Origin of the sequence: Streptomyces sp. NBC_00503, from assembly GCF_036346895.1 — a bacterium.
In the GTDB taxonomy this organism is placed as follows: Bacteria; Actinomycetota; Actinomycetes; order Streptomycetales; family Streptomycetaceae; genus Streptomyces.
Window position 1 is genome coordinate 7,065,284 of record NZ_CP107855.1, and the last position, 19,202, is coordinate 7,084,485.

Consider the following 19,202-nt stretch of genomic DNA (forward strand, 5'->3'; position numbering starts at 1 on the left):
CGGGTTGCGTCTTGCGACACGCTCAAGGATCGGAGGAGCCGGGAAGTGGATCAAGGTCGTGTGCCGCAACGGTGGTTAACACAGCGGTTCACGATGCGGGGAGACTGTGGGGGCTACGGAGCTGCGCCACCCGCCCCCGTTGCGGGGTCAGTCCTTGCTCGGGAGCAGGGCCTCGCCCGCCGGTCGGCGAAGCGCACCGTCGACGAGCTTGCGGACCTGCGCCGCGGGAACGGCGATGCCCGGTGTCTCGAAGGTCCAGCGGAGGAAGTCCTCGACGTTCATGGCGGGCACGTCGCCGAGATAGGGCCGGACGTACACCGGCGTGTCCGGTTCGCTGCGCCAACTGGCGGCGAGGGCACCGGTGTCCACCGCGTCGTAGCCGAGTAGGTCCAGCAGCCGGGCGGCCTCCGCCTTGGCCTGCGCGTCGTCGCCGGCGATCGGCAGGGCGCTGCGATCGGGGGCGCCCACGGGCCGGGCGAGGGAGAGCAGTTGGTGCGGGGTGATGCTGTTGAAGGCCTTCACGACGCGGGAGCCCTTGAGGTGGCGCTGGAGCAGAGCGCTGGAGGTCAGTTCGCCCGTGTCCAGTTCGGCCAGGTGGCCGTCGCGCTGGGGGTAGTAGTTCGCCGTGTCCAGCACCGTCTTGCCGGCCAGGGCGTCGGCGGGCAGCCGTTCGTGGGCCATCAGCGGGACGGCCGCCACCACCAGGTCCCCGGCGCGTGCCGCTTCCGCCGGTGTGGCGGCTCGGGCCCGCGGGCCCAGGTCCGCGACCAGGCCGGCAAGGGTCTGCGGTCCTCGCGCATTGCTGAGGACGACCTCCAGGCCGGCCGCGATGGCCAGGCGGGCCACGGAAGAACCGATCATTCCGCTGCCGATGAGTCCGAGTGTTCGAGCCATGCCTGCTCTCCCTGCGTGCGGGTCGTTCGTGCGGGTCGTTCGACCGACAGCCTGGCTCTGCCGTGACCGTCCGGCCAGGTCCGTGTGGTGCGTACTCACGGCGTGATCACCCGCCGCACGTGCGCGCGCAGGGGCGTCGTATCGTCGTGGTGTGGATGACCGGACCGAGCTGAGCGAGTTCCTCACATCACGCCGTGCCCGACTGCGCCCGCAGGACGTCGGGTTGCGCGACTACGGCGCGGTGCGCCGGGTGGCGGGCCTGCGGCGTGAGGAGCTGGCCCGGCTGGCAGGCGTGAGCACCGCCCACTACACGCGCCTGGAACAGGGCAAGGGCGAGAGCGTCTCGGACGAGGTCCTGGACGCCATCGCCACGGCGCTGCGCCTGGACGCGGACGAATCCGCGTACCTGCACCGGATCGCCCGACGCCCCCGCCCCTGCGCGGGAGGCGAGGCCGCGGCGGATGTCCGTCCGGGCCTTCGCTACCTGCTGGAGTCGTTCGTGATGACTCCGGCGCTGCTGGTCGGGCGGCACACGCAGATCGTCGGCTGGAACCGGCTCGCGGTGGCGGTGTTCGGCGACTTCCCCACCCTGCCGGAAGAGCGCCGCACGGTCTCGCACCTGTGGTTCACCGAGCCGTACCTGCGGCTCCGCCGCACCGGCTGGGAGCGGGCGGCACGCGCGCACGTGGCGCACCTGCGCGTCCTGCTCGGGCGCTACCGCGGGGACGCCGGACTCGTGGCGCACATCGACCACATGCGGGAACTGAGCCCGGACTTCGCCCGGATGTGGGCGGAGCATCCGGTCGCGCAGGTCCGGGACCGGGCGTACGTGCTGAACCATCCCGTCGTGGGCGAACTGACCCTGCACGCCGAACTCGTCGCCCTGCCGGACGAGCCGTCGTGCTGGGGCCTGGACCTGTTCGCCGCCGAGCCGGGCACGGCATCCGAGCAGGCGCTGCGCACACTCGCGCATTTGTAAGGAATCGGGCAACAGGAGTGACTGCATGAGATTCGACAACCACCGCGTCGTCGTCACCGCGGCCGGCCGCGACTTCGGGCGAACCCTGGCCATCCGGCTGGCGGAGCTCGGCGCAGAGGTCTTCCTCTCCGCCCGCGGTCTCGATGCCGCCGAGCGCGTCCGCGACGAGATTCGTGAGCGCGGCCATCAGAAGGTGCACGCCTTCGCCTGCGATCTGACGGACCCCTCCTCGATCCGCGAGTTCGCCGCCGGTGTCGCGCGGCACACGGACCGTGTCGACGTTCTCATCAACAACGGATCCCGCTGGCTCGCAGGGCCGGATCTGCTCTCCGCGACGGACGCCGATGTCATCGACACCATCGCCTCGGGTGGCACCGGCACGGTCCTGACCGTGAAGAACTTTCTCCCGCTGCTGCTCAACTCGGACAAGCCGGACGTCGTGACGATGGTCTCCACGTGCGGAGCCGCGGGCCATCACCGCTCGGACGCCCACGATGCCTTCTACGCTGCCAAGAGCGCCCAGGCAGGGTTCACCGAGATCCTCTCCAAGCGTCTGCGCCCCCAGGGGGTCCGGGTGATATCGCTCTACCCGCCCGACTTCGACAACCCCGACCCGCTCTCCGAGGAGTGGGAAAACGCCCCGCGCGGGTCCAAGGACACCCTCACCGCGCACTCGCTCGTGGAGTGCATCGTCTTCGCGGTCGGCCAGCCCCGCGACTGCTTCATCAAGGCGTTCCATTTCGAACAAGTCTGACCGATCCCCTCGTACGTCCGGACCGAAGGAGCCACCGCCCGTGATCGTGATAGCCCACCTCAGCGACGTCCACCTCGACGGCGGCGGCGGCCGGGCCGCCGAGCGGACCCGAGCGGTCATGGAGTACCTGGAGGAACTCCCCTACGAGCTCGACGCGGTGCTGGTCAGCGGGGACATAGCCGATCACGCGACCGCCGCGGAGTACGAGGAGGCGCGCGAACTGCTCGGCTCGCGCCATCCGTTGGTCGTCTGCCCGGGCAACCACGACGACCGGGCCGCCTTCCGCAGAGGGCTCCTCGGCGAGGCCGGCGAGGCCGGCGGAGCAGGCGAAGGGCGGCCGTCGACGGCCCCCGTCGACCAAGTGCTGCGCGGCGAGGGCTTCGTGCTCGCGGTGTGCGATTCCTCCGTCCCCGGCGAACACCGGGGATACCTGGAGGACGCGACGATCGACTGGCTGGACGGGGTGCTCGCCGCCACCCCGCGCGAGGTGCCCGTACTCGTGGCTTTCCACCACCCGCCCGTACCGCTGCACATCCCGTACGTGGACGGGATCCGGCAGTTCGGCGAGGAGCGGCTCGCGGCCCTCGCCGAACGGCACCCGCACCTGACCGCCTTCCTGTGCGGGCACGCGCACACGGGTGCGGCCACCACCTTCGCGGGTCGTCCGCTGCTGGTGGCGCCCGGGGTGGTGTCCACGGCCAGGCTTCCGTGGGAGGCGGCGTCCGGGGAGAGCGAGTACCTCCACCTCGACGAGCCGCCGGCCCTCGCCTTCCACGTCATCGGCGAGGACGGGCGGCTGACCACCCACTACAGGGTGGTCGTGGCCCGCCGGTAGCCGGAGCCGTCACGGGTCCGGATGAGGTGCCCGGCGATGACCAGGTACCGCCGCAGCGCGGCGCAGTCCTCGTGGACGGTGCGCAGCAGGCCGTTCACCTCGGACTCCGTGTAGTCGCGGTCCGTCGCGAACAGGGTCTGCGCGAGGTGGACGAGCAACTGCTCGCGGCGGGCCGGCTTGCGCGGGATGACGGCGAGGCGGCCGGCGGCGGTGAAGAGGTCGGCGACGCCTCGCTGGGTGCGCGCGGCGGGTGCTTCGGTGTTCTGGGACATATGGCCGAGCATCACCCGGCGGTCCGTCCGGGGGCAACGCATTTTCCGCCGCCGGACTCCCGCGCAAAAAGTGACGGTCGTTCATCTTACTGCGCGGTAGTACCTGCCAGTACCCTCCCCGTGACCGGTTCCTGCCCCCCACGGAGGAGCAAGTATGCGACGCCCCACCACCCGCATGAGAACTGCCGTCGCCACCGCACTCATCGCCCTCGGCGCGGCCCTGCTGACGCCGCCCGCCGCGGCCGCCGGGGCCGACAGCCCCGTACCGCTCCCCATCGCCGACTACTGCGGTCAGCAGTGCGCCGACATCCTGCCGCCCGGCCAGAGCGGCAACGCCACCCTCGCGCAGATCCTGGCGCACAAGGCCTTCGGCACCCTGCCCGCCCACACCTCCGACCAACTGGCGCGCTACGACTCGCTGGTGGCCGGATACCCGGGCCTCACCGACGCCAAGGTCAACGATTTCTTCAACGACGCCTCCTTCGGAGTCCCCGCGGATCAGGTCGAATCCACCACCAGCCCCCGCTCCGACGTGACGATCACCCGGGACAAGAGGACCGGCGTCCCCCACATCAAGGGCACCACCCGCTACGGGACTTCCTTCGGTGCGGGCTATGCCGCCGCCCAGGACCGGCTCTGGCAGATGGACCTCTTCCGCCACGTCGGCCGCGGCGACCTCACCCCCTTCGCGGGCGGGGCCCTCGCCAACCAGGGCCTGGAGCAGCAGTTCTGGCCGCAAGCCCCGTACACGGAGGCCGACTTGCAGGCTCAGGTGGACCGGATCCGGACCACCGAGGGCGAGCGCGGACGGCTGGCGATGGAGGACTCGCAGGCCTACATCGACGGGATCAACGCCTACCGCGTCCAGTCCAAGAACGGCCGCTACTTCCCCGGCGAGTACGTACTGACGGGCCACATCAACTCCATCACCAACGCCGGAGAGATCCAGCCCTTCAAACTCACCGACCTGATCGCCCTCGCCTCCGTCGTCGGCGGCCTGTTCGGCGGCGGCGGAGGCGGCGAGGTGCAGGCCGCGCTCTCCCTGCTTTCCGCGCAGCAGCAGTACGGGGTGGAGGAGGGCACCCGGGTCTGGGAGTCCTTCCGCGAGCGCGAGGATCCGGAAGCCGTGCTGACCGTGCACGACGGCACGAGCTTCCCCTACGCCCAGAAGCCCGCCAACCCGCAGGGCACCGCCCTGCCCGACGCCGGCTCGGTCACCGCCGAACCGCTCGTGTACGACCGTACGGGCGCGGCCGCGACCGCCGCCGCGGCCAACCCGCCGAAACTGATGAAGCAGAGCATGTCCAATGCCCTGCTCGTCTCCGGCGCGAAGACCGCGAGCGGCCACCCGGTCGCCGTCTTCGGCCCGCAGACCGGCTACCTGGCGCCCCAACTCCTCATGCTCCAGGAGCTCCAGGGCCCGGGCATCAGCGCGCGCGGCGCCTCCTTCGCGGGCGTCAGCATGTACGTACAGCTCGGCCGCGGCCAGGACTACGCCTGGAGCGCCACCTCCGCCGGCCAGGACATCACCGACACCTTCGCCGTCGAACTGTGCGAGCCGGGCGGCGCCGCCCCCACCAAGGCGAGCACCTCCTACCTCTACCGCGGCGCCTGCACACCCATGGAGAAGCTGGAGCACACCAACGCCTGGAAGTCCTCCGTAGCGGACTCCACCCCCAACGGCTCCTACCGGATGCAGGTCTGGCGCACCGACTACGGCATCGTCACCCACCGCGCGACCGTCGCCGGCAAGCCCGTCGCCTATACCGCGCTGCGCTCCACCTACCGCCACGAGGCCGACTCGATCATCGGCTTCCAGATGCTCAACGACCCCTCCTACGTGAAGGACGCCCGCACCTTCCAGGAGGCGGCGCAGCACATCGGCTACGCCTTCAACTGGTTCTACGCCGACTCCCGCGAAGCGGCGTACTACAACAGCGGATCCAACCCCGTCAGGGCCGCCGGAGTCGACGCCGCACTGCCGGTCCGGGGCGAGCAGCGGTACGAGTGGCAGGGCTTCGACCCGGTGGCCAACACCGCCGCCTACGCCCCGCCTTCCGAACACCCGCAGTCCATCGGCCAGGACTACTACATCAGTTGGAACAACAAGCAGGCCAAGGAGTACAGCGCGGCCGGCTTCGGGATGGGCTCCGTCCACCGCGGCGACCTCTTGGACCAGCGGGTCAAGCCGCTGGTGGCCGCCGGAGGGGTGACACGCGCCACGCTCACCCAGGCCATGGCCGATGCGGCCGTCACCGACCTGCGCGCCGAGAACCTGCTGCCGGAACTGCTGGCCGTACTGCGCAGCGGGCCCGGCGCCGATCCGGCCGTGGCCGCCGCCGTCGACAAGCTCGCCGCGTGGCAGGCGGCGGGCACCGAGCGCAAGGAGACCACGCCCGGATCCAAGGCGTACGCGCACGCCGACGCCGTCCGGATCATGGACGCCTGGTGGCCGCTGCTCGTCGAGGCCGAGTTCAAACCGGGCCTCGGGGCATCGCTCTACGATGCCCTGCGCGCCTCCCTCACCATCGACGAGGCACCCAACGCGGGCCACGGGCCCACCGGTTCACATGCCGGATCGGCCTTCCAGTACGGCTGGTGGAGCTACGCCGACAAGGACCTGCGTACGGTGCTCGGCCGCCCGGTGTCCGGACCGCTGGCCCGGACCTACTGCGGGGGCGGCTCGCTCCCCGCGTGCCGCGACGCTCTGACAGCCACCCTCAAGCAGGCGGCCGCGGCCACCCCCGCCGCCGTCTATCCGGCGGACGGGACCTGCGCCGCGGGCAACCAGTGGTGCGCGGACTCGATCGTTCAGCGGCCGGTGGGCGGTCTGGCCCATCCGCAGATCAACTGGCAGAACCGGCCCACCTATCAGCAGGTGGTGGAGTTCCCCGCCCACCGCTGAGACCCGTCCGGGCCCGCCCGTACAAAGGGGCCCGTCCGCACAACGACACCCGCCGGCCCCGGAGCGCTCCGGGACCGGCGGGCCTCTTCGTACGGTGGCGGACCGGGGTCAGGGACCGACGGTGATCTGCTGCGCCGGGTCGGTGGTGTCGGCCACCTTGTACACGGCGTTGAAGGTGGACGAGGTCGCGCTCGTCGGGCAGCCGAAGCCGCCGGTGACGGTGACCGGCACCGAGGCGTTGGCGAAGGTCAGGCTCGACGGTGCGCCGTTCGCCCAGCTTCCGGCGACGCCCGCCGGGCCGGAGGGCGCGGCGGTGACCGTACAGACCGCCAGGCCCGTGGTGTGCACGACGAGCCCGCCCGTGGGCACGGTCATGGTGGCGGTGACGGGGGAGCCGTTCTGCATGGACACCGACCAGGCGCCGCTCGTGGTGACCGTGGGGGTCACGCCGGGGATGCTGGAGGTGCAGGAGCTGTACGTGGGCGGCGAGATCGGGGAGGAGACGGGGCCCGAGGCGTTCTGGTTGCCGGGGGCGGCCGGCACCGCGCCGGTGGAGACGGAGACCGTACAAGTCACCGTGACCGAACCGGCCTTGAGGGTGGCCTTGCCGCTGAGGGTGGCCTTGAAAGCGTGTCCGGCCGGAGTGACGGTGGTCGACCCGGCCAGGGGTAACGGCGCGGCGGTGGCGGCGACCGGGGCCAGCGACAGCGCTCCCGCCGCGGCGGCCGCGGCGAGCGTGAGGGTGGTGCGCGTACGGCTCATGGCTGTGCTCCTTGGGGATCGTGGTGCTGTGGAGGAGCGGGGGTGGGGGTGGCGGCGGGCGGAGCGTGCTGGGCGGAGTTCGGCTGCCAGGCGAACATCAGGCCGCCGCCGATGATGCCGAGCACGGTGCCGATCAGGAACCCGCCGAGGTTCGACAGGACCAGCGCGGCGGTGGCGATGAGGGTGGTCAGGACGCCGGCCAGGCTGCGCTGCGCCGGCGAGAACCAGGCGGTGAGGCCGAGCACGATCATGACGATGCCCATCAGGACGGACGGGATCCCCGCCACTCCCTGCTGGAGCATGATCTTCAACGGTGCGAGCGGGAGGGCGCAGATCTCGGCGCCGGCGATGACGGCGAAGACCCCGCCCCAGAACGGCCGGCCGCGCCGCCATCGCCGCCAGCGCTTCAGAAGCATTCCTTCTTGCCCTTGCTGATGTTCATGTTGAGCCCGGAGAGCTTGAAGGTGCCGGCGTTGGTGGCCCAGGCAGTCTGGTGGAGGTCGGAGATGGTGACGGTGTCCGCCTGCTGGGCGAACAGGTCCTGCATCCCGACCGCCTCGGTCGGCCCCTTGTCGAGGGTGGAGGCGTCCCGGCCGATCTCGATGTTGGTGAAGACCGCGTCGCCGGAGAGCTGGGTGGCGTCCACGAAGAGGTTGCTCGCCTCGACGGGGGCCTTCTGGCCGGCGGTGAGGTTGAGCGAGATGTCGCCGATGAGCGGCAGGGTGGTGACCACCGACTGGCAGAGGCTGTGGAGCTTGGCCTCCTTGATGGCGGTGACCGCCACCGGGATGAGCTCTTGGCGGGCGTTGACGTCCACGCTGCCGTACTGCGCGAAGCCCTCGCCCTCCAGGCTCGTCGCCGAGACCTTGAACTGCTGCCCCGATACGGCGAAGGAGGCGGCGAGCGCGCCCTGCGCGAGGGCGATGCCGAGGCCCGCGGTCACGGCGATGGCGGGGACGGTCAGTACGGCGAACCGGCGCCAGCGGACCCGGCCCTCGTCGTCGGCTCTGCCCTCGTTCGCGTCGCCGGGCGGTTCGGATAACTTCGGGGAATCTGCCATGAGATCGACCCTTGTCTTCGGCTGTGCACCGTTGTTACCGACGAGTTGAATGTAAGAGTGCCAATGGGGGTTGGCAAGGTTGCTCGAGCGTACCTTTTCGGCCGAGTCCTGCCGTCTGGCCGAGCGGGTTACGGCTCCGTGCGCAGCAGTTCGGAGACCTCGGCGTCCACCCGCCGGGCCATCGCCCGCGCGAACTCGGCGGCCACGACCTCGCCCGCCAGCGGACGCAGGGCGGCGACCGCCTCCGTGATCTCCCGCAGCCGCGTGGCCGAAAGCTGCTCCAGCCCCTCCGTGCCGATCACGTGCGTCCGGAACAGGGCGACGAACCGGTCCGCGACCGCGGCCGCCTGCGTCTGTACGAAGCCCCCTGCGTCCAGGACCTCCCCGAGCGGCACCCCCGCGCGCACCAGCGTCAGCGTGACGTCCAGCAGGCGCGCGCTGCGGTGCGTGACCAGGTCCCCGGCGATCGTCACGTAGCCCAGCTCGGCCGCCCGCCGGGTGTCCTGCGAGGAGGCCGTCGGGCCGAACAGCTCGCGCAGTTCGGCCCGGGACATCGAGACCGGCTCCTCCTGCTCCCAGTCGCGGGTCATCTCCCGCTCCAGGCCCAGCAGTTGGGAGATCCCGCCGCCCTGCTCCCAGGCGGCCAGCAGCTCCGCGATGCCGTTGACGGTGTAGCCGCGCCCCAACAGGTCGCTGATCAGCCGCAGTCGGGTGAGGTGGTCGTCCGAGTACCAGGCGATCCGGCCCTCGCGGCGCGGCGGCGGGAGCAGCCCGCGCTCCTGGTAGTAGCGCAGGTTGCGCACCTTGACGCCGGCCGCGCGGGCCACGTCCTCCCGGCGGTAGCGCCCGCCGGAGCTCCCGTCCTGATCCACCTGACTGCTCACGCGGCCGAGTGTAGGACGAAGCGGCGGGCCTACCGGCGGGTTACCGAAGGGGCGTTCCCACGGTGTTCCGGTCGGTGTCCCGGGAGGCCTTCGGCCCGGTGTCGCGGCAGGTCACGCCGGGCGGGTCTGCTCGCGCCGCTTGACCGCCCGCAGGACCACGAACTTCGGCTCGCTCGCGGTGACTTCGCTGTTGCCGAAGAGCCGGCGCAGATGGGTGTGGTAGCCCATGTGGCGGTTGGCGACCACCCACAGCTCGCCGCCCGGCCGCAGCGCCTTGCGCGACTGCGCGAACATGCGCAGCGCCGTCGCGTCGGTCGTCGCCTGGTGGGAGTGGAACGGCGGGTTGCACAGGATCAGGTCCACCGACCCGGGCGGCAGCATCGCGACACCGTCGCCGACGAGGAACTCGGCCCGGTCCAGGCGGCCCTGGATGTTCGCGCTGTACGTCGCCCGCGCCGAGGCGACCGCCTGGTACGACTCGTCGGTGAAGACCACCTCGGCGTCGGGGTCGGCCACCGCGACCGCCGTGCCGACGATGCCGTTGCCGCAGCCCAGGTCGACGACCCGGGCCCCGTCCGTGTTGGTCGGGATGTTCTGGAGGAAGAACCGGGTCCCGATGTCGAGGCGGTCGGCGCAGAAGATCCCGGCGTGGTTGACGACGGTCAGGCCGGAGCCCGACCCCGCTTCCTGGTCGACCGTGTACGTCACCGGCCACGGCCCGGGGGTAGTGGGGTGCATCGCTCCGGGGTTGCCGGGCGTGCAGAAGATCAGGCGGGCCTTCTTCTCGGCCAGCGAGGTCCTGGTCGGGCCCAGGATCTTCTCGAAGAGCCGCAGGGTGGAGGTGTGGATCTCCTTCACCATGCCGGTGCCCACGACGACGGTGCCGGCGTGCACGTGCGGGGCCAGCCGGTACAGCTGGTCCTCCAGCAGAGCCAGACTCTTGGGGACCCTCACCAGGAGCACGTCGATCCGCTCCGGCGGCGGGTCCTGGACGGTCAGCAGCGTCACCGTGCCCTTGGCGGTGCCGATGCCGTTGCGGTCCAGGTTCGCGGCGGTCGCGGAACGGGTCAGCGAGGAGTCGGTGATCTGGGTGGGGTGGTGCGCGGCCAGCGCCGTCGTCAGCGCCCCCCACCGGTCCCCGATCACGGTGATCTGCCCGGCGCCGGCGAGATCCACCGGGCCGCGTTCGCCCGTACCGGATTCGAGGTGGCGCAGCAGGTACTCGTCGGCGGCGTCCCATGCGAAGAGCCGGTCGCGCGGGTCCTCGGGGAAGCGGGCGAGCTCGTAGGAGCCGAAGGGCGTGGTCAGACGGTTCATATTGCCCCCAGGCTAACCGAGGGGCAGCCCCGGTCCCGCATGGGCGGGGCCGGGGGAGTGCTCGGGGGCCCTCTACTCCGGGAACTCGCCGGCCATCGCCGCCGCGATCCGCAGGTACGGCGCCGCCTCCGCGGCCCGGCCCTGGCGCTCCAGGGTCCGCCCCAGCATCAGCTGCGCGTAGTCCTCCACGGGCCAGCGGTCCAGGATGGCCCGCAGCTCGCGCTCGGCCGGGGAGAGCTGGGCGGAGTGGTAGTAGGCGCGGGCCAGCAGCAGCCGCGGCGCCAGCTGCTCGGGGGCCTCGGCGGTCACGGTGCCAAGGACCCGGGCGGCCGTCGCGTACTCCTTGGCGTCGAAGAAGAGCCGGGCCCGCTCCCAGCGCTCCGCCGTGGTCCCGTGCTCCAGGTAGCCGGACGCGGTCGACGCGTTCATTCGAAATCCCTTCCGCCGTTCGAGTGCCACGCCGGGCGGCAGTCCGCCGCGGCGTCCGATGCCGGGTCCGCGCGCGGCTCCGCCCCTTCCGGCGGGGCTCCGGCACGCTCTCCGGCACCCGCTCCAACACGGGCGGCGCGTTCGACATTCCAAGGACCGCGGCGACGGCGCCGGTACTAAGTTGTGCCCCATGAGCAATCTCGATCGCCAGCCCGCTCTCTCCACCTGCGGCGGCCGCGGCTTCGTCGTGGCCGAGCCCGTGCGCGAACTCCTGAGCCCGCGCACCGTCAAGCTCGGTGGATCCACCGAGGTCCGCCGGCTCCTGCCGAACCTGGGCCGCCGCATGGTGGGCGCCTGGTGCTTCGTCGACCACTACGGCCCGGACGACATCGCCGAAGAGCCCGGCATGGCGGTGGCCCCCCACCCCCACTCGGGCCTCCAGACCGTCAGCTGGCTCCACGAGGGCGAGGTACTGCACCGCGACAGCGTCGGCAGCCTGGCGACCATCCGCCCCCGCGAACTCGGCCTGATGACCTCCGGCCACGGAATCAGCCACTCCGAGGAGAGCCCGCGCCGGCACGCCCGCTTCCTGCACGGCGCGCAGCTGTGGGTGGCCCTGCCGGACGCCCACCGCGACGTGGCCCCGCACTTCCAGCACCACGCGGACCTCCCGCAGGTCACCGCCCCCGGCCTGACGGCGACCGTCATCCTGGGCACCCTGGACACCGCCACCTCGCCCGGATCCACGTACTCCCCGATCGTCGGCGCCGACCTGGCCCTGGCGGCGGGCACCGAAACCCGCCTCCCGCTGGACCCGGACTTCGAGTACGCGGTCCTGTCGATGTCGGGCGAGGCCGACGTCGACGGCGTGCGCCTCCTCCCCGGCTCGATGCTCTACCTCGGCTGCGGCCGCACGGACCTCCCCCTGCGCGCACTCTCCGACGCCGGCCTGATGCTCCTCGGCGGCGAGCCCTTCGAGGAGGAGCTGGTCATGTTCTGGAACTGGATCGGGCGCAGCAACGAAGACATCGTCCAGGCCCGCAAGGACTGGATGGAGGGCACCCGCTACGGCGAGGTCAAGGGTTACGACGGCCCCCCGATCCCCGCTCCGCAGCTCCCGCCGGGGCCGCTGAAGGCACGTGGGCGGGTGCGCTGACCTGCAGTTTTTTAAAGTAGGTGGCCAGCCGGGATCGGCCGAGGAGAGGCCGCATCCCGTGCGGAGATCCTTCCGGCGGGGTAAGCGACGGGGGCTCCGGAAGGCCCTCTACGCGCCCTCGACGTTTCCCAGGTGTGACCAGCTGGGGTCAGCTTCGCCAGGACCAATGCTGACCCAACGCCGACTTTGTTGACAGTTCGTCAGGTCTGATGGCGCCCCGCTACCTCGGTCGTGGGGGCGATGGCGACTTGTGCGACCCGGCGTGACTGGCTGCCCTCACGAGGCGATGCACGTAGATCTCGGCGTCGAGGAGCTTGTCGATCTGCTCCATGACCCACTTGCGCTGTTGGTCCGTTGGGCCACCGACGAACTTCCCGCCCCATTCTTCATCGCCAGGGATCCACGTAGTTGGCCATGCGGAGATCCATGCACGGGAGACAGAACTCCGTCATCGCCGCCAGCAGGTCCTTTCCTCACTTCATGCCGCCTACGGCAATATGCCTGCGGACGAGGGCGTCCACGGGCTCACCACCAGGCGCCTGCGGACAGCGGGCCGACCGGTTGCCTGACAGTGAACCCCATGGGGGACATGCACGCTCCGCCTTCGCTCTCCCAGGCGTCCTCTCGGTTCCGGACATCGGGCCGTCTGCCGATGACGGTTTCGGCGGCGATCAGTGCGCCGGCGGTCAGGACGCTGCCGGGGGCGGCGGCGGCCGCCATGAGGCGGGCCGCGGCGGCCGGTGCGGTGTGGGGTGGGACGACGAGGAGGTCCCAGCGGCCGGCGGTGCAGGAGAGCAGGATCAGCTTGTCGGGGTCCTGTTCGGTGAACCAGCCCACGTGCAGGGTGCGCCCATCCACGGCAACCGTGTGCGGGATGACGGGCCAGCGGTCGGGGTTCACGGTGACGCGTGTGATGCGCCCCCAGGTCTCGTCCAAGGCGGCGACGAGGAGGGGGAGTTCGGCTGCGAGGTCACGGGAGCGGGGCCACCAGGCGCCGTCCAGCTGGCCGCCGAGAGGGGTCTTCGGCGTGAGCACGAGACGAGGGGGGCGAGGAGGTGCGGGGAGCATGGTGTGTTCCAGGGCGACGGTCATCGTGGAGACCTGTCCCCGGGCCGCCCGCAGTTCGACGGCCCGGCGTATTGATCGCCGGAAATGACACCTGAGTTGCATCCGGTGCGCGAAATACTCCCGGTACCTCCACCGTACTCCGGTGCGGAGATCAAAAGGGGTTCTGACCAGGTATTTCGGTTGAGGTGGAGGTTCATGCTCCGGCCGTCTGCGCGGCCGACGTGGTCAGGGCGCAGTTGACGTCGACCACGCCCTCCACAGCGAGTGCGAGGCGTGCTGCCACCGGAATGAGCGATGCGTCGAGGATGCCGCCGGAGAGGGTGACCACGCCGTGGCGGACGTCGACCCGCACCCTGTGCTGTGCGAGCGGGAACAGTCGGCCGACCACCTCGCGCCGTATCTCGTCCGCGAGTTCACTGTCCGGTCGGAGGAACACCTTGAGGAGGTCGGTGCGGCTGACGATGCCCTGAAGGATGCCGGCAGGGTTGACGACCAGCAGTCGTTTGATGTGCCGTTCCGCCATGAGCCGGGCCGCCTGGGAGAGGGTGGTATCGGGCGGAACGGTGACGGCGGGGGTCGTCATCAGGTCCTTGGCCAGGGTCGATCCGGCCTTCAGCGTGTCACCGAGCCGCTGCATCTGCTCGATGAGCCCGGTGTCGTGATCGCGGAACGCCTCCTTCGGAAGCAGATCGGCTTCGGAGACCACACCGATGACCCTGCCCTCGCCCTCGCCTTCGGTGACCGGTACTGCCGTCACCTGCCACTGGCTCATGACGGCGACGATCTCCTTGAACTCGGCGAGGGGCGTGACGCTGACGACGACTCTCGTCATCACGTCGCGGACGAGATGCGGACTGGAGTTCATGGCGTGGTCCTCGATGAGAAGGCGGGAGTTTCTCCGGGCTGTCCTGGAGATCGGCGTCCGTCCTCCGGCGGAGGAGACGCCGCTTTTTCCACCATCACACCTCCACGGCAAGGGCCGGACGGGCCTGTCAGGCCCCGGTGAGGGACCGTCCGGCCCTGTCCGGGACCCGAGCGGCGGCGACAGCATGAGGTGACCTTTGCAGAAGCACGGAAGACACAGAGAGAGGTGGCGCCATGAAGGCACTCGTCTTCCAGGAGCCGGGGCGCACCGCATGGCAGGACGTGCCGGACCCGAGCATCAAGGACCCGGGCGACGTGATCGTGCGCGTCGACGTCGTGACCATCTGCGGTACGGACCTGCACATCGTGAAGGGTGACCTGCCGGACGTGGTTCCCGGCCGGGTGCTCGGTCACGAGGCCGTGGGCACGGTGGTGGAGTGCGGCGGTGATGTCCGCTCGGTGCGGCCCGGTGACCGGGTGCTGGTGTCCTGCATCTCCTCGTGCGGCCGGTGCCGGTTCTGCCGTGAGAGCCGCTACGGGCAGTGCCTTGGGGGCGGCGGCTGGGTACTCGGCCACACGATCGACGGACCCCAGGCCGAGTACGTCCGCGTGCCGTTCGCCGATCTCTCCGTGCACGTGCTGCCGAGCACGGTCGACAGCGCCGACGCCGTCCTGCTGGCGGACATCTTCCCCACCTCCTACGAGGTGGGAGTGCTGAACGGGAACGTGCGGCCCGGGGACACCGTCGTCGTGGTCGGCGCCGGCCCCGTAGGACTCGCGGCCATCGCCACGGCACGGCTCTACTCACCGGCCCGCGTCATCGCCGTCGACCTATCGCCGTCCAGGCTGGCGAAGGCTCGGGAACTGGGGGCGGACGCGGTCGTGAACGCCGCCGAGGAACCGGAAATGCTCGTGGGCGACCTGACCGACGGTCTCGGCGCGGACGTCGTCATGGAGGCCGTCGGGGTGCCCGAGACCTTCGAGATGTGCACCCGTATGGTCCGCCCCGGCGGCCAGGTCGCGAATATCGGCGTCCACGGCAAGCCGGCGACCCTGCACCTCGAAGACCTGTGGATCAAGGACGTCACCATCACCACCGGGCTCGTGGACACCTCCTCCACGCCGATGCTGCTGCGCATGCTGGCGGCCGGACGCCTGCCCACCTCGTCGCTGATCAGCCATCGTTTCGGGCTGGGACAGATGGAGGAGGCGTACGAGGTGTTCTCCCGCGCCGGTGAGACGGGCGCGCTGAAGGTCGTGCTGGGCGGTCCGCGCCACGACGACCTGGCCGTATCGAACCCGTCCCGGGTTCAGAAGGCATGACGGCCCCGCTGCGTCACGTCGCCGGCGTCGGTGGGGTGGGGCCGGTCGGCCCCCCGGGTCTGTCCGCGTTGGCCCTGCCCCGCGGACACTCCACGGGGGGACTGTCAAGTGCGGAGCCGAACGGTCCACATTTGGATCAGGGGGGTGCGTCCTCGGTACCGCGGTCCAGTGGAGCCGTGCGGGTGCGGGTGTCGTCGGAGTGGGCCGTGAGCCGGTCGACGACCGCGACCACACCGTCCAACTGTCCGGTGAGCCGGAGCGCGACGGGGATCTGACTGCTCTTGGGCAGCCGGCCGGCCAGGGTGACGACCCCGTCCACGACGCGCACGCTCACAGCGTCGGCGCCGATGCTCATCGTGTCCGCCAGTACTTCCTCGACCAGCACCCGGCGTATCTCGTGGTCCGGGCGGAGGAACACGCGCAGCAGGTCCCGGCGGGTCACGATGCCGACCAGGCGGTCCTCGTCGTCGATCACCGGCAGCCGCGTCACGCCGCGTCGGGTGATGAGGCGGGCGGCCTCGGTGACGCTCTGTTCGGCGTGGACCGTGACGGCCGGCGAGGTCATCAAGTCCTGCGCGGTGAGGTGGTCTTGGGCGAGCAGGTCAGTACGCGAAACGACTCCGAGGACGCGCTCGTCGGCGTCCACAACCGGCACGCCGCTGATGTCGTGTTCGACGAGCAGCGCGGCCACGTCCGCGGACGGTGTCCTCCCGAGGACCGAGACGACCTCGTCGGTCATCAGGAAACCGACCTTGGCGTGCTTCATCTGTGGCCCTCCTGTCGGCTTCGATCAGCGAGAGCATCTTGCGGAGCGCCCTCACCAGCCACCATCCGCCCCGTGCGCCCGCGGTGCGAGGGGCCGAACGGTCCTCTGTCAGGTCTGACCGGTCCCCTGCGGTACACGGCCGGTGAGGCGGTGCGTGGCGGGCAAGGGACCTTCGGTCCCATGACTGACCCTTGCGGCCCATTCCTCGCGCGGCCGCGGGTGGCAGTGTGAAAGGCACCCCCGACGCTGTCCGACAGAGGAGGAAGCCATGGAAGGCTCCACCCAACACCCTCCGGACCTCGGCTCGGTCGTCGTCGGTGTCGACGGATCGAGCACCGCCCTGACAGCGGCCTTCTGGGCCGCCGCCGAGGCCTCCCGACGCAACAGCACGCTTCACCTCTTCTACGCGGCCGACACCGCCGACCGGATCTTCTACCTCTCGGCGGAGATCATCGAACGCGTCCACGCGGAGGGACGAGATCTGTTGGAGGTCACGGCCGCTGCGGTCTCGGAGCGGTTCCCGGCCCTCCACGTCACCACGGAGTACAGTCGCCGGGACCCCGTCTTCGGTCTGCACCGGGTGGGGGCGAAGTACGGCACCACCGTGGTCGGTCACCGCGGTCTGGGTGGGTTCGAGGCCCTGCGGCTCGGGTCGGTCGGTCTGAGGGTCGTGGCAGCGGCTACGACCCCTGTCATCGTGGTGCGCGGCGGCGAGGACCTTGCCGAGAGCGGGGTGGTGCTGGCCGCGGTCCGGGACGAGTACGACCTCGAATGCGCACGACGCGCCGCCCGCGAAGCAGAGCTGCGCAAGGCGACGCTGCGGCTGCTGACCGTCTGGAACATACTCCAGTACGCCGGAACCGCCGTCACCATGCTCGATGACGTCGACGAGTTCGCCGGCCGTCATGTCCGGAGTCTGAAGTCCGTCGCCGACCGAGTACGCGAGGAGTTTCCCGCGTTGACGGTGAACACCGATGCCGAGAAGAGCGTGTCGGTGGCTTCGGTCCTGGTCGAGGCCTCACGCCATGCGGACCTGCTCGTCATGGGAGGACGCCGGTCGCCCGGATACTTCGGACCCACCCTGGGACGTACCGCGCACAGTCTCCTCCACCACTCGCACTGCCCCGTGGAGCTCATTCCGCGGCACGACGAGGAGCAGGGGAGCGACGCGTCATGACGGACATCGCGGAAGGACGGGACATCGCGGTGGGGATCGACCCCACCGGAAGATGGCTCCTGCCCCTCGCCTGGGCAGCCGACGAGGCACACCGCCGCCAATGTACGCCTCCGTCTCGTCCTGGCCGTGCCGTCGCCCCACGACACCGAGCACATGGTCGACGACACCGCGCAGCACAATGCCGTACGCCAGGCCAGCTCGGAGGCCCTCGAAGAGGCCGCGGTCTGGGCGCGCGAGCGCCACCCCGGGACGGAACTGGCAACCGCCCTGCGCGACGGATACCCGGCACCGGTGCTCTGCGGGACGTCCCGACATGCGCGCATGGTCGTCCTCGGTTCGCGGCACCTGACCCGGCCCGAGGAGATCTTCAGCGGCTGCTCCGTCGTGCTACCCGTCGCGGCGCAGGCACACTGCCCGGTCGTCGTGGTGGGAGGCTCCGAGGGCATCCCCAAGGGCCCGCCCCATCTCGTGGTCGGAGTCGACGGCAGCGAATCGTCGAAGGCGGCCATGGCCTTGGCCTTCCAGGAGGCCGGCCTCCGGGGCTGTGAGCTGCACGCGATCTCGGTGTGGCAGCCACCCGTCTTCTCCTTCCAGAACGAGACGGCGGCTGTGGGGGCCCAGCGCCGCATGCTGACCGAGACGGCCGCCGGCTGGGCGCATGAGTACCCGGACGTCAAGCTGACCCACGAGGTGCTCACCGGTCACCCGGTGGAGTGCCTCGCCGAGGCTGCTGAGCACGCCTTGGCCCTGGTCGTGGGCCGGCGGGGCAGGGGCGGCTACACGGGCATCCGGCTCGGATCGGTCGTCCACGGGCTGCTCCACCGTGCGCAATGCCCTGTTATCACCGTCCCCAGCAGGTGAACGGGCCCCCAGCCCCCGCTCGTGGGCAACAGCCTGACCGGATTCGCCACGGCTCGACCCCTCATGCCCGTCACCCTGTCCGGTACGTGGTCGTCATGAGCGCTCCTTCAAACCGCAGGCCGAAGCATGCGCAGGTTGAGCCGATGCCTGAACCGTGCTCCCACGGGGACGGGGCCGGGGGCGGGAAGGGCAGGACCGGCCCTTGCATGGGGGCCGGTCGGCCCCTTCTGCGGCAACGGCCGGGCGTGGAGTGTGGGCAGTCGGGTCAATACCGGGTCGTGTCGCCGCCGCCAGGGCATGGCCCTGGCGGTACGCCGGGAACGGCGGCCGGTTGAGACGATGCGGGCACAGGACCGCGCCAGGGTGCTCGTCCCGAGGAGGCAGGCAGGTGAAGGGAACCCCGGCCGAGGCCGAGGCCGAAGTCGAGGCGCGGCATCATCCCGTCGTCGTCGCGCACCGTACGAACCGGGCGGCCGATGTCCAGCTGCGGGTCGCCGACGCGATCACGAAGTTCGCCGGCTCCATGCCGTTCGTCTATCTCCACGCGATCGGCTTCGCCCTCTGGATGCTGTTCGTGGAGGCCAATCCCTGGCCGATGCTGACCCTCGTCGTCTCCTTGGAGGCGATCTTCCTGTCGACCTTCGTGATGATCGGCCAGAACCGGCAGACGGCGTTCCAGCAGGAGAAGGCCGACCACGACTTCGTCGAGCAGGAGATGGAACTCAAGACCAATACGGAACTGACCCGTGCCATCCACGCGATGACCACGGAACTCCACAGCCGGCTGGTTCCCGAAGCGGACAGTGACGGCGGGTCTTCGGCACGGTGAAGGGGGTCACAGCACAGCACGCACGATGGCCCCGGTCAGAGTTGGAGCGGCCTCGGTCAGCAGACCA

The 19,202-nt window shown here is 70.7% G+C and carries 20 protein-coding genes; 9 read left to right on the forward strand and 11 right to left on the reverse strand.

Translation table 11 applies throughout. From position 1 onward, the window contains the following. Window positions 1–147: 147 nt before the first annotated feature. Entirely contained in the window at window positions 148–1,080 is a 933-nt protein-coding gene (locus OG490_RS32175) for an NAD(P)-binding domain-containing protein (protein WP_330299781.1), read from the reverse strand. On the opposite strand from OG490_RS32175, the gene OG490_RS32180 reads away from it, so the two are divergent. The 3 genes from OG490_RS32180 to OG490_RS32190 are packed head-to-tail and all read left to right on the forward strand — an operon-like array spanning window position 1,046 to window position 3,462. Next, window positions 1,046–1,873 carry a helix-turn-helix domain-containing protein gene (locus tag OG490_RS32180; protein ID WP_330299782.1) on the forward strand — a complete coding sequence of 276 codons (828 nt, stop codon included), beginning with the start codon at window positions 1,046–1,048 and terminating at the stop codon, window positions 1,871–1,873. The two genes, OG490_RS32175 and OG490_RS32180, sit on opposite strands and share 35 nt — an antisense overlap. A 25-nt stretch (window positions 1,874–1,898) precedes the next feature. Next, the gene (locus OG490_RS32185) at window positions 1,899–2,627 is read left to right on the forward strand and encodes an SDR family oxidoreductase (RefSeq protein WP_330299783.1); all 729 of its coding nucleotides are present in this window, start codon (window positions 1,899–1,901) and stop codon (window positions 2,625–2,627) included. 40 nt (window positions 2,628–2,667) lie between these two features. Further along, complete coding sequence (locus OG490_RS32190) at window positions 2,668–3,462, forward strand: metallophosphoesterase (protein WP_330299784.1); 795 nt, start codon at window positions 2,668–2,670, stop codon at window positions 3,460–3,462. On the opposite strand, the gene OG490_RS32195 is transcribed toward OG490_RS32190, so the two are convergent. Continuing rightward, entirely contained in the window at window positions 3,435–3,734 is a 300-nt protein-coding gene (locus OG490_RS32195) for a DUF2087 domain-containing protein (protein ID WP_330299785.1), read from the reverse strand. The genes OG490_RS32190 and OG490_RS32195 overlap by 28 nt on opposite strands. Window positions 3,735–3,888: 154 nt before the next feature. Here OG490_RS32195 and OG490_RS32200 point away from each other — a divergent pair, with 154 nt between their 5' ends. Beyond that, window positions 3,889–6,639 (forward strand): penicillin acylase family protein, encoded by a 2,751-nt coding sequence (locus OG490_RS32200; RefSeq protein ID WP_330299786.1) that lies wholly within the window; start codon window positions 3,889–3,891, stop codon window positions 6,637–6,639. A 108-nt stretch (window positions 6,640–6,747) separates the two neighbouring features. On the opposite strand, the gene OG490_RS32205 is transcribed toward OG490_RS32200, so the two are convergent. From OG490_RS32205 to OG490_RS32230, 6 genes are all read right to left on the reverse strand, one after another. Then, window positions 6,748–7,401, reverse strand: coding sequence for a hypothetical protein (locus OG490_RS32205; RefSeq protein ID WP_330299787.1), 654 nt, complete (start codon window positions 7,399–7,401; stop codon window positions 6,748–6,750). Continuing rightward, window positions 7,398–7,817 carry a DUF6114 domain-containing protein gene (locus OG490_RS32210; protein WP_330299788.1) on the reverse strand — a complete coding sequence of 140 codons (420 nt, stop codon included), beginning with the start codon at window positions 7,815–7,817 and terminating at the stop codon, window positions 7,398–7,400. The genes OG490_RS32205 and OG490_RS32210 overlap by 4 nt, the downstream gene beginning before the upstream one ends. Beyond that, entirely contained in the window at window positions 7,808–8,461 is a 654-nt protein-coding gene (locus OG490_RS32215) for a DUF6230 family protein (RefSeq protein WP_330299789.1), read from the reverse strand. The genes OG490_RS32210 and OG490_RS32215 overlap by 10 nt, the downstream gene beginning before the upstream one ends. Before the next feature lie 128 nt (window positions 8,462–8,589). After that, on the reverse strand, window positions 8,590–9,345 hold the full coding sequence (locus OG490_RS32220) for a MerR family transcriptional regulator (RefSeq protein WP_330299790.1): 756 nt from the start codon (window positions 9,343–9,345) through the stop codon (window positions 8,590–8,592). A gap of 111 nt (window positions 9,346–9,456) precedes the next feature. Beyond that, a complete protein-coding gene (locus OG490_RS32225) occupies window positions 9,457–10,653 on the reverse strand; it encodes a methyltransferase (protein WP_330301149.1) in 1,197 nt (398 codons plus the stop codon). A gap of 81 nt (window positions 10,654–10,734) precedes the next feature. Beyond that, window positions 10,735–11,091, reverse strand: coding sequence for a tetratricopeptide repeat protein (locus tag OG490_RS32230; protein WP_330299791.1), 357 nt, complete (start codon window positions 11,089–11,091; stop codon window positions 10,735–10,737). Between the two features lie 190 nt (window positions 11,092–11,281). On the opposite strand from OG490_RS32230, the gene OG490_RS32235 reads away from it, so the two are divergent. Further along, on the forward strand, window positions 11,282–12,247 hold the full coding sequence (locus tag OG490_RS32235; protein WP_330299792.1) for a pirin family protein: 966 nt from the start codon (window positions 11,282–11,284) through the stop codon (window positions 12,245–12,247). A gap of 525 nt (window positions 12,248–12,772) precedes the next feature. Here the strand turns inward: OG490_RS32235 and OG490_RS32240 are convergent. Continuing rightward, window positions 12,773–13,339 (reverse strand): DUF5994 family protein, encoded by a 567-nt coding sequence (locus tag OG490_RS32240; RefSeq protein WP_330299793.1) that lies wholly within the window; start codon window positions 13,337–13,339, stop codon window positions 12,773–12,775. Between the two features lie 169 nt (window positions 13,340–13,508). Then, window positions 13,509–14,180: a CBS domain-containing protein gene (locus tag OG490_RS32245; RefSeq protein ID WP_330299794.1), complete on the reverse strand. Its 672-nt coding sequence runs from the start codon at window positions 14,178–14,180 to the stop codon at window positions 13,509–13,511. Between the two features lie 233 nt (window positions 14,181–14,413). On the opposite strand from OG490_RS32245, the gene OG490_RS32250 reads away from it, so the two are divergent. Next, the gene (locus OG490_RS32250) at window positions 14,414–15,502 is read left to right on the forward strand and encodes a zinc-binding dehydrogenase (protein WP_330299795.1); all 1,089 of its coding nucleotides are present in this window, start codon (window positions 14,414–14,416) and stop codon (window positions 15,500–15,502) included. Between the two features lie 136 nt (window positions 15,503–15,638). Here OG490_RS32250 and OG490_RS32255 read toward each other — a convergent pair whose 3' ends face one another. After that, complete coding sequence (locus OG490_RS32255; protein ID WP_330299796.1) at window positions 15,639–16,268, reverse strand: CBS domain-containing protein; 630 nt, start codon at window positions 16,266–16,268, stop codon at window positions 15,639–15,641. 268 nt (window positions 16,269–16,536) lie between these two features. Between OG490_RS32255 and OG490_RS32260 the strand changes: the two genes are divergently transcribed. The 3 genes from OG490_RS32260 (at window position 16,537) to OG490_RS32270 (ending at window position 19,135) form a co-directional block, all read left to right on the forward strand. Further along, on the forward strand, window positions 16,537–17,445 hold the full coding sequence (locus OG490_RS32260) for a universal stress protein (protein WP_330299797.1): 909 nt from the start codon (window positions 16,537–16,539) through the stop codon (window positions 17,443–17,445). 126 nt (window positions 17,446–17,571) lie between these two features. Beyond that, window positions 17,572–18,306 (forward strand): universal stress protein, encoded by a 735-nt coding sequence (locus OG490_RS32265; RefSeq protein ID WP_330299798.1) that lies wholly within the window; start codon window positions 17,572–17,574, stop codon window positions 18,304–18,306. 388 nt (window positions 18,307–18,694) lie between these two features. Beyond that, window positions 18,695–19,135 carry a DUF1003 domain-containing protein gene (locus tag OG490_RS32270; protein WP_330299799.1) on the forward strand — a complete coding sequence of 147 codons (441 nt, stop codon included), beginning with the start codon at window positions 18,695–18,697 and terminating at the stop codon, window positions 19,133–19,135. Window positions 19,136–19,202 lie beyond the last annotated feature (67 nt).

Bases quoted from the DNA above. Each gene is read 5' to 3' on its own strand.
- OG490_RS32235 (WP_330299792.1), top strand. From the start codon at position 11,282: ATGAGCAATCTCGATCGCCAGCCCGCTCTCTCCACCTGCGGCGGCCGC.
- OG490_RS32245 (WP_330299794.1), bottom strand. From the start codon at position 14,180: ATGAACTCCAGTCCGCATCTCGTCCGCGACGTGATGACGAGAGTCGTC.
- OG490_RS32230 (WP_330299791.1), bottom strand. From the start codon at position 11,091: ATGAACGCGTCGACCGCGTCCGGCTACCTGGAGCACGGGACCACGGCG.
- OG490_RS32240 (WP_330299793.1), bottom strand. From the start codon at position 13,339: ATGACCGTCGCCCTGGAACACACCATGCTCCCCGCACCTCCTCGCCCC.
- OG490_RS32215 (WP_330299789.1), bottom strand. From the start codon at position 8,461: ATGGCAGATTCCCCGAAGTTATCCGAACCGCCCGGCGACGCGAACGAG.
- OG490_RS32255 (WP_330299796.1), bottom strand. From the start codon at position 16,268: ATGAAGCACGCCAAGGTCGGTTTCCTGATGACCGACGAGGTCGTCTCG.
- OG490_RS32210 (WP_330299788.1), bottom strand. From the start codon at position 7,817: ATGCTTCTGAAGCGCTGGCGGCGATGGCGGCGCGGCCGGCCGTTCTGG.
- OG490_RS32195 (WP_330299785.1), bottom strand. From the start codon at position 3,734: ATGTCCCAGAACACCGAAGCACCCGCCGCGCGCACCCAGCGAGGCGTC.
- OG490_RS32205 (WP_330299787.1), bottom strand. From the start codon at position 7,401: ATGAGCCGTACGCGCACCACCCTCACGCTCGCCGCGGCCGCCGCGGCG.
- OG490_RS32260 (WP_330299797.1), top strand. From the start codon at position 16,537: ATGGAAGGCTCCACCCAACACCCTCCGGACCTCGGCTCGGTCGTCGTC.
- OG490_RS32200 (WP_330299786.1), top strand. From the start codon at position 3,889: ATGCGACGCCCCACCACCCGCATGAGAACTGCCGTCGCCACCGCACTC.
- OG490_RS32185 (WP_330299783.1), top strand. From the start codon at position 1,899: ATGAGATTCGACAACCACCGCGTCGTCGTCACCGCGGCCGGCCGCGAC.
- OG490_RS32250 (WP_330299795.1), top strand. From the start codon at position 14,414: ATGAAGGCACTCGTCTTCCAGGAGCCGGGGCGCACCGCATGGCAGGAC.